The 7,169-nt window shown below is 74.9% G+C and carries 8 protein-coding genes and 1 tRNA gene; 1 reads left to right on the plus strand and 8 read right to left on the minus strand.

Annotation, left to right across the window (positions count from 1 at the left end; translation table 11 throughout):
* Window positions 1-82 precede the first annotated feature (82 nt).
* The 8 genes from ACZ3YL_RS13005 to ACZ3YL_RS13040 all read right to left on the minus strand — a co-directional run bounded on the left by ACZ3YL_RS13005 (window position 83) and on the right by ACZ3YL_RS13040 (window position 6,398).
* Window positions 83-156, minus strand: a tRNA-Ala gene (locus ACZ3YL_RS13005).
* Between the two features lie 71 nt (window positions 157-227).
* Window positions 228-1,229: a divisome protein SepX/GlpR gene (gene sepX / locus ACZ3YL_RS13010; RefSeq protein ID WP_465657093.1), complete on the minus strand. Its 1,002-nt coding sequence runs from the start codon at window positions 1,227-1,229 to the stop codon at window positions 228-230.
* A 150-nt stretch (window positions 1,230-1,379) separates the two neighbouring features.
* Window positions 1,380-1,964 (minus strand): GNAT family N-acetyltransferase, encoded by a 585-nt coding sequence (locus tag ACZ3YL_RS13015; protein WP_465657095.1) that lies wholly within the window; start codon window positions 1,962-1,964, stop codon window positions 1,380-1,382.
* A gap of 38 nt (window positions 1,965-2,002) precedes the next feature.
* Window positions 2,003-2,506: a MogA/MoaB family molybdenum cofactor biosynthesis protein gene (locus ACZ3YL_RS13020; protein WP_188307473.1), complete on the minus strand. Its 504-nt coding sequence runs from the start codon at window positions 2,504-2,506 to the stop codon at window positions 2,003-2,005.
* Between the two features lie 26 nt (window positions 2,507-2,532).
* Window positions 2,533-3,033: a cyclic pyranopterin monophosphate synthase MoaC gene (moaC, locus tag ACZ3YL_RS13025; RefSeq protein WP_188307471.1), complete on the minus strand. Its 501-nt coding sequence runs from the start codon at window positions 3,031-3,033 to the stop codon at window positions 2,533-2,535.
* Window positions 3,034-3,153: 120 nt separating this feature from the next.
* The gene (glp, locus tag ACZ3YL_RS13030) at window positions 3,154-4,491 is read right to left on the minus strand and encodes a molybdotransferase-like divisome protein Glp (protein ID WP_188307470.1); all 1,338 of its coding nucleotides are present in this window, start codon (window positions 4,489-4,491) and stop codon (window positions 3,154-3,156) included.
* A 26-nt stretch (window positions 4,492-4,517) separates the two neighbouring features.
* The gene (gene galU, locus ACZ3YL_RS13035; protein ID WP_188307469.1) at window positions 4,518-5,438 is read right to left on the minus strand and encodes a UTP--glucose-1-phosphate uridylyltransferase GalU; all 921 of its coding nucleotides are present in this window, start codon (window positions 5,436-5,438) and stop codon (window positions 4,518-4,520) included.
* 51 nt (window positions 5,439-5,489) lie between these two features.
* A complete protein-coding gene (locus tag ACZ3YL_RS13040; RefSeq protein WP_465657098.1) occupies window positions 5,490-6,398 on the minus strand; it encodes a GGDEF domain-containing protein in 909 nt (302 codons plus the stop codon).
* Window positions 6,399-6,458: 60 nt separating this feature from the next.
* On the opposite strand from ACZ3YL_RS13040, the gene ACZ3YL_RS13045 reads away from it, so the two are divergent.
* The gene (locus tag ACZ3YL_RS13045) at window positions 6,459-7,034 is read left to right on the plus strand and encodes a 5-formyltetrahydrofolate cyclo-ligase (RefSeq protein WP_465657099.1); all 576 of its coding nucleotides are present in this window, start codon (window positions 6,459-6,461) and stop codon (window positions 7,032-7,034) included.
* The last annotated feature ends 135 nt before the right edge of the window (window positions 7,035-7,169 follow it).

Genomic DNA, 7,169 nt, shown 5'->3' on the forward strand with positions numbered 1-7,169 from the left:
GTCGGACCCGCAAAACGCGAAGTCCCGCCGGGAGTTGACTCCCGACGGGACTTGCTGGACCGATCGGAGCCGGTCCGTTGGGTGGAGCTGAGGGGATTCGAACCCCTGACCCCCTCGATGCGAACGAGGTGCGCTACCGGACTGCGCCACAGCCCCAACGAGAAGAAACTCTAGCACCTTCCGGAGGGGGTCCGTGACCACCCCCTGGTCGGGGGTGGTCACCCACCTCATTCGTTGGCGGCGCGGGGGCGGGGCTCCGGAGCCGGGGCTTCGGCGTACTGGTCGAACAGCGGGGTGCTGCGGGACTCGGCGGGGCGACCGGCGGTCCAGGTGCCGGGGGCCGACAGGTCGAGGCCGCGGGACACCCGGGGGGCGACCGGCGCGGTGACGTAGGTCGGCAGCGGGACGGGCACCGGCTCCCAGGAGTCCGGGCCGGCCGCACCGCGCTCGCGCATGCCGTCGACCCACTCCTCGTGCTCGGTGGCCTCGGCCACCGCGGAGGCGGACGGCACCGCGACGGTGGCCTGCTCGGGGTCGGCGGCCAGCCGCAGGTGCGCCCGGCCGGGCCGGTGCCCGGCGGGCGCGGCCGGGGCCGGCTCCACCGGGGCGGGGGCCTCGACCGTCGGCCGGTCGTCCGCCGGGGCCTCGACCCGCTGCCGCTCGCGCTGGCGCAGCCGCTCGGCCGCCTGGGCGGCCCGGTTGCGGTCCAGCTTCACCTCGTACCGCTGGCGCTCCAGCCGGCGCAGGTGGCCGATGTAGAGGGTGAGGAGGAGTGCCGGGACCGCCGGGACCCAGAGGAAGGCGAGGCCGGCCACCGCGGCGACCACCGTGCCGAGCGCGAAGGCCAGGAAGAGGACGGAGACCAGTCGGCGCCGGCGGGCCAGCAGCCGCGCCCGGCGCTCCCCGCCGCCCTGCCGCACCGGGGCCGGCCGTTCGGCCGGGCGCTCCGCCGGGGGTTCGGGCTCCCGTGCGACGGGATCGCCGGAGGCGGCCCCGTCCCGTTCGGGAGGACCGTCGTCGCTGTGCTCGTCGTCACGCGGTTCGTCGCCCAGGGCCCGGGCTGCCCGCCGCTCCAGCGCCGAACGCCCGGCCAGCAGGCGGATGGCGGTGCTGAAGCGTTCCGTCGGGCGCGCCTCGTTGAGTTCGTCCTGCCTGCGGAGCCACATCGGCACCAGATAGGCGGCCCAGGCCCCTACGATGACGGCGTAGATAAGGCCGCTACTGCTCACGATTCACACCGTACGGGCGCCGGGGAAGGCCTGGCAGCAATTTGGCACGGCGTGTCGTGTGATCAAGCTGATTCTCCGACTATTTTGCCGGTATTTGTGACGGTCCGCCACCGCGTCGATGCCATATCGATATTCTTTTCGAACATATATTCAATTACGTGGCTCGCGACCCGAACTGATCGCCCGCCAGCGCTCCAGCATCCCCTCCGGGACCTCCTCGGCGGTCAGGACGTAGACCAAGTGGTCCCGCCAGTCCCCGTCGATGTGGAGATAGCGCGGGCGGATTCCCTCCGAGCGGAAGTCGAGCTTTTCCACCACCCGTCGGCTCGGGCCGTTCTCCGGGCGGATGCAGACCTCGATCCGGTGCAGTCCGAGGGTGTCGAAGCAGTAGTCCACCGCGAGCGCCACGGCCGTCGGCATGATGCCCCGGCCGGCCACCGCCTCGTCGATCCAGTAGCCGACGTTGGCCGAGCACATCGAGCCCCAGGTGATCCCGCCGACGGTCAACTGGCCCACCAGCTGGCCCTTGTAGAGCACCACGAAGGGCAGCATCCGGCCGGCCGAGGCCTCCCCGCGCAGGAAGCGGACCATCTGCCGGTAGGTCGGCCGGGGCCCGGCCGCCTGCCCCGCCGGGCCGGGCGGCACGGTGGCCTCCCAGCGGCGCAGCCAGTCCCGGTTGCGGCGGCTCACCTCCTGCCACTCGCGCTGGTCGCGGGCCCGGATCGGGCGCAGCACGACCTCCCCCTCCTGGAGTTCTACCGGCCAGCCGGCGTTCAGTGCGCTCTCCCGGAAGCTGGTGCGTCGGGCCGGGGGTGGTCCCCGCCGGCGAGCTGGTCGACGGCGTGGGCGAGCAGCGGCTCCAGGACGGCCAGGCCGTCCCGCACGCCGCCGGTCGAGCCCGGCAGGTTGACGATCAGGGTACGTCCGGCGAGCCCGGCGAGCCCGCGGGAGAGCGCCGCGGTCGGCACCTTGTCGCGGCCGTACGCGCGGATGGCCTCGGGGATGCCGGGGATCTGCCGGTCGATCACCCGGGCGGTCATCTCGGGGGTGAGGTCCATCGGCGAGATGCCGGTGCCGCCGGTGGTCAGCACCACGTCGTACCCGGCGGCGACGGCCTCGCGCAGGACGGCCTCGACCGGCTCGCCGTCCGGGACGACCCGGGGGCCGTCGGCGGTGAAGCCCATCGCGGTCAGGCCTGCCACCAGCAGCGGGCCGCCCTTGTCCTCGTACACCCCGGCCGAGGCCCGGTTGGAGACGGTGACGGCCAGCGCCCTCATGCCCTGCGGCTTCATGCCCTGCGGCCTCATGCGCCGGCCTCCGGCGCGAACCAGTCGCCGCTCTTGCCGCCGGTCTTGCTGAGCACCCGGACGGACTCGATGCCGGCGCCCTTGTCGACGGCCTTGACCATGTCGATCACGGTCAGCGCGGCGACCGTCACCGAGGTCAGCGCCTCCATCTCGACGCCGGTGCGGTCGGCGGTCTTCACGGTGGCGGTGATCTCGACCGCGTCGTCCGCGACGGTGAGGTCGACCTTGACGCCGGAGACGGCGATCGGGTGGCAGAGCGGGATCAGGTCCGGGGTCCGCTTGGCGCCCATGATCCCGGCGATCCGGGCCACGGCGAGGGCGTCGCCCTTGGGCACGCCCTCGCCGCGCAGCAGCTCCACGACCTTCGGGGAGACCCGGACCCGCCCGGCCGCGACGGCGGTGCGCGCGGTGGTGGCCTTCTCGGAGACGTCGACCATCCGGGCCGCGCCCTGCTCGTCGACGTGGGTGAGGCGGTCGCCGGGGTTCGGTGTCGTCACGGGTAACTCCAGGGGCGCGCAGGTCGAATACCGCGCTACCGTACCGCCCCGTGCCACGCCCACTCGCCTCCGGGCGCTCCTGACCCGCCGCCCTTCGGCCCGCCGCGGTGCGCCGGCCGCTCAGGCGTCCAGCAGGACCACGTCGACCTCGCTGCCGGCCGGCAGCTCGGTGACCTCCTCGGGGACGGTGATCAGGCAGTTCGCCCGGGCCAGCGCCCCGACCAGGTGGGAGTCGGCGCCGCCCACCGGCTCGACCGTGCGGTCCGCGGCCGAGTAGCGGCCGCGCAGGAACTGCCGTCGGCCGGCCGGGGAACGCAGCGCGGACGGGCAGAACGCGCGCACCACCGGGCGGTGGACGTCGGTCGCGCCCAGCATGGTGCGGATCACCGGGCGGACGAAGAGCTCGAAGGAGATGTAGGCGCTCACCGGATTGCCCGGCAGGGCGAGCAGCGGCACCCCGGCCCCGCCGCCGATCCGGCCGAAGCCCTGCGGCTTGCCGGGCTGCATCCGCAGCTTGCGGAAGTCGACGCCCCCGTAGGACTCGAAGACCTCCTTGACCACGTCGTACGCGCCGACGCTGACGCCGCCGCTGGTGACGATCAGGTCGGCGCGGCCGAGCTGGTCCTCCAGGACGGCGCGCAGCCGGTCGGCGTCGTCGGGGACGGCGCCGACCCGGTAGGCGATGGCGCCGGCCTCCTGGGCGGCGGCGGTGAGGGTGAAGCTGTTGGAGTCGGCGATCTGCCCGGGCCCGACCGGCTCGCCGGGCTGGACCAGCTCGCTGCCGGTGGAGAGCACCACCACCCGGGGGCGCGGGCGGACCTTCACGGTGGCCCGGCCGATCGCGGCGAGCAGGCCGAGCTGGGCGGGGCCGAGCCGGGTGCCGGCCTCCAGGACCCTGGCACCGGCCGCGACGTCACTGCCGGCCCGCCGGATGTGCGCGCCCTCGGCGACCGGGCGCAGCACCCGGACCTCCTCGTCCGCCACCGGCGCGGTCATCGCGGCGGCGGCGACCCCGGTGCCGGTGCCGCCGTCGGTCCACTCGACCGGGGCGACGGCCTGGGCGCCGGGCGGCATCGGGGCGCCGGTCATGATCCGGGCGGCCTGGCCGGGGCCGACCTTGGGCAGCTCACCCGCACCGGCGGCGATGTCGCCGACCACGGTGAGCACCGAGGGGTAGGCGTCGGTGGCGCCCCTGGTGTCGGCGGTGCGGACCGCGTAGCCGTCCATCGAGCTGTTGTCGAAGGGCGGCAGGTCGCCGTCGGCGACCACGTCCTCCTCCAGCCGGCAGCCCTGGGCGTCGAGCAGTTGGAGCTCGATGGCGGGCAGCGGGCCGACGGCGGCCAGCACGTCGGCCCGGTGCTCGTCCACCGTCCAGAACCGAGGAGCCGCCGGTGCCCGGTCCGCGGACCCCTCGCAGCAGGCTGCGGGGGTGGTGCTGTGCTCCGTGGACCCGGTCATCGGCGGCTCGCTCTCTGTGTCGTGGGTCAGTCCTGCAGCTCGGAGCCGACGAACTCCCGCAGCCAGGAGCGGAACTCCGGGCCCAGGTCCTCGCGCTCGGAGGCCAGTCGGACGATAGCGCGCAGGTAGTCGGCGCGGTCGCCGGTGTCGTAGCGGCGGCCCTTGAAGAGCACGCCGTGCACCTGGCCGCCGGCCTCGGCGTCGCGGTTGGTCAGCTCGCGCAGGGCGTCGGTGAGCTGGATCTCGCCGCCGCGGCCGGGCGGGGTCTCGCGCAGCACGTCGAAGACCAGCGGGTCGAGGACGTAGCGGCCGATGACGGCGTAGTTGGAGGGAGCCTCGCCCGGCTCGGGCTTCTCGACCAGGTCGGTCACCTGGAAGACGTCCTCGCCGAAGCCGTTGGCCTTGACGGCGGCGCAGCCGTAGAGGTGGATCTGGGAGGGGTCGACCTCCATGAGGGCGACGACCGAGCCGCCGAGCTCCTGCTGCACCTCGATCATGCGGGAGAGCAGCGGGTCGCGGGGGTCGATCAGGTCGTCGCCGAGCAGGACGGCGAAGGGCTGGCCGGCGACGTGCTGCTCCGCGACGGAGACGGCGTGGCCGAGGCCCTTCGGGTCGCCCTGGCGGACGTAGTGCATGTTGGCCAGCTCGACGGACTCGCGGACCCGGCGCAGCCGGTCCTCGTCGCCCTTGCGGACGAGCAGCTCCTCCAGCTCGTAGGCGCGGTCGAAGTGGTCCTCCAGCGCGCGCTTGTTACGGCCGGTGACCATGAGTATGTCGGACAGGCCCGCGGACGAGGCCTCCTCGACGACGTACTGGATGGCCGGCTTGTCCACGACGGGCAGCATCTCCTTCGGCGTGGCCTTGGTCGCCGGGAGGAAGCGGGTGCCCAGTCCGGCCGCGGGCACCACGGCCTTGGTCACCGGAATTCGGGGAGCGGTCGTCGTCATGCGTTTACCTTACTCAGGCACGTTTTCGCCCGGCCGAGCGCGTTCGGACGGCTAGGACAGCACGTCGCGGGGCACGGCCACGATGGCGGGCGTATGGGAAGCGACCGGCTGGGCCGAGGGACCCCCTCCGGTACAGGCCGACACACTACCCGGCTTTTCCGAACGGTCACGTTCGGCAGCCGGGGCCGGCCCCGGAGCGGAAGCGGGCTGCTCACGGGGCCCGGCCGGGGGCTGACCGGGCCGCGGCGCGATCCGCCAGCAGTCGCCGCCGGACGCCCGGGCCGCGGCCAGCGCCGCGTCGGCGCAGCGCAGCAGGACGGCCGCGTGGGTGCCGTCCTCGGGCAGGACGGCGATGCCGACGGCGGCGGTCAGGCCGTTGCCCCGGGCCGGGCGGGGCGCCCTGGTGCCGGAGGACCAGTCGAGCAGCAGGTGCCGGCGGACCGACCAGATCAGCCGCTCGGCGACGTGCACGGCGCCCTCGGCCCCGGTGTCCGGCAGCACCACCAGGAACTCCTCGCCGCCGTAGCGGCCCAGGGTGTCGGCGCGGCGGATCTCCATCGCGAGCCGCTGGGCGAGGTCGCGCAGCACCGCGTTGCCGCGGGCGCGGCCGTGCTCGGCGGTGACGGCGTCGAAGCCGGCGATCTCCAGCAGCAGGACGGCCAGCGGGCGCGGGCCGTCGGCCTGGTCGGTGTGCTCGGCGCGGCGGGACCGTTCGATCTCCCGGTCCAGGGTGAGCTGCAGGTGGCGGTAGTTCCAGACACCGGTGAGCGGGTCGCAGGAGGCGGTGCGCTCCAGTTCGGCGCAGCACTCCTCCAGCTCGGCGATCCGCCCGGTCAGCCGTTCCCGGTCCTCGGCGGCCTCGGCGCGTTCCCGGCGGCCGCGCAGGCCGAGCGCGGTGGCCCCGGCCAGTGCGGGGGCGCTCAGCGCGGCCAGGGCCTGGACCAGCAACGGGGTGGACAATCGGGGGCCCTTTCGCGTGTCAGGCTCTGCGCGTCACGGTTTTCGGACGCGGAGGATCCGGTGCACAACGAGAAGAGCGACCTGAGGACACGGCTGTTGACGCGACGGCGCGCACTCACCGCCGAGGGGCGCGCGGAGGCGGCGGACGCGCTGGCCGGGCACGCCTGGGAGCTGGCGGCCGCCGGCAGCACGGTGGCCGCGTACGTCTCGGTGGGCGCGGAGCCCGGGACCAGGCCGCTGCTGGACGCGCTGCGGGAGAGCGGTGTGCGGGTGCTGCTGCCGGTGCTGCTGCCCGACAACGACCTGGACTGGGCCGAGTACACCGGGCCCGGGGAGCTGGCCCCGGCCGGGCGCGGGCTGCTGGAGCCGGTCGGGCCGCGGCTCGGGCCGGAGGCCGTCACGGGGGCCTCGGTGGTGCTGCTGCCGGGCCTGGCGGTGGACCGGGGCGGGCTGCGGCTGGGCCGGGGCGGCGGCAGCTACGACCGGGTGCTGGCCCGGCTGGAGCGGGCGGGGGCGCGGCCGGTGCTGGCGGTGCTGCTGTACGAGCACGAGCTGCTGGAGCGGGTGCCGGCCGAGCCGCACGACCTGCCGGTGGACCTGGCGGTCACGCCCTCGGGGGTGCGGGCGCTCGGCTGAGGGCCCGGGTGGGCGCCCTGGTGGACCGACGGCGGCGGCCCCCCTCCCCTCAACGGGGAGCGGGGGCGCCCCCGTCCGCGCGTCGTACCGGGCTCAGCCGGAGTTGTGCCCCAGCTGGTGCTGGGGGGCAATATC

This window comes from Kitasatospora sp. NPDC023176 (assembly GCF_055560495.1).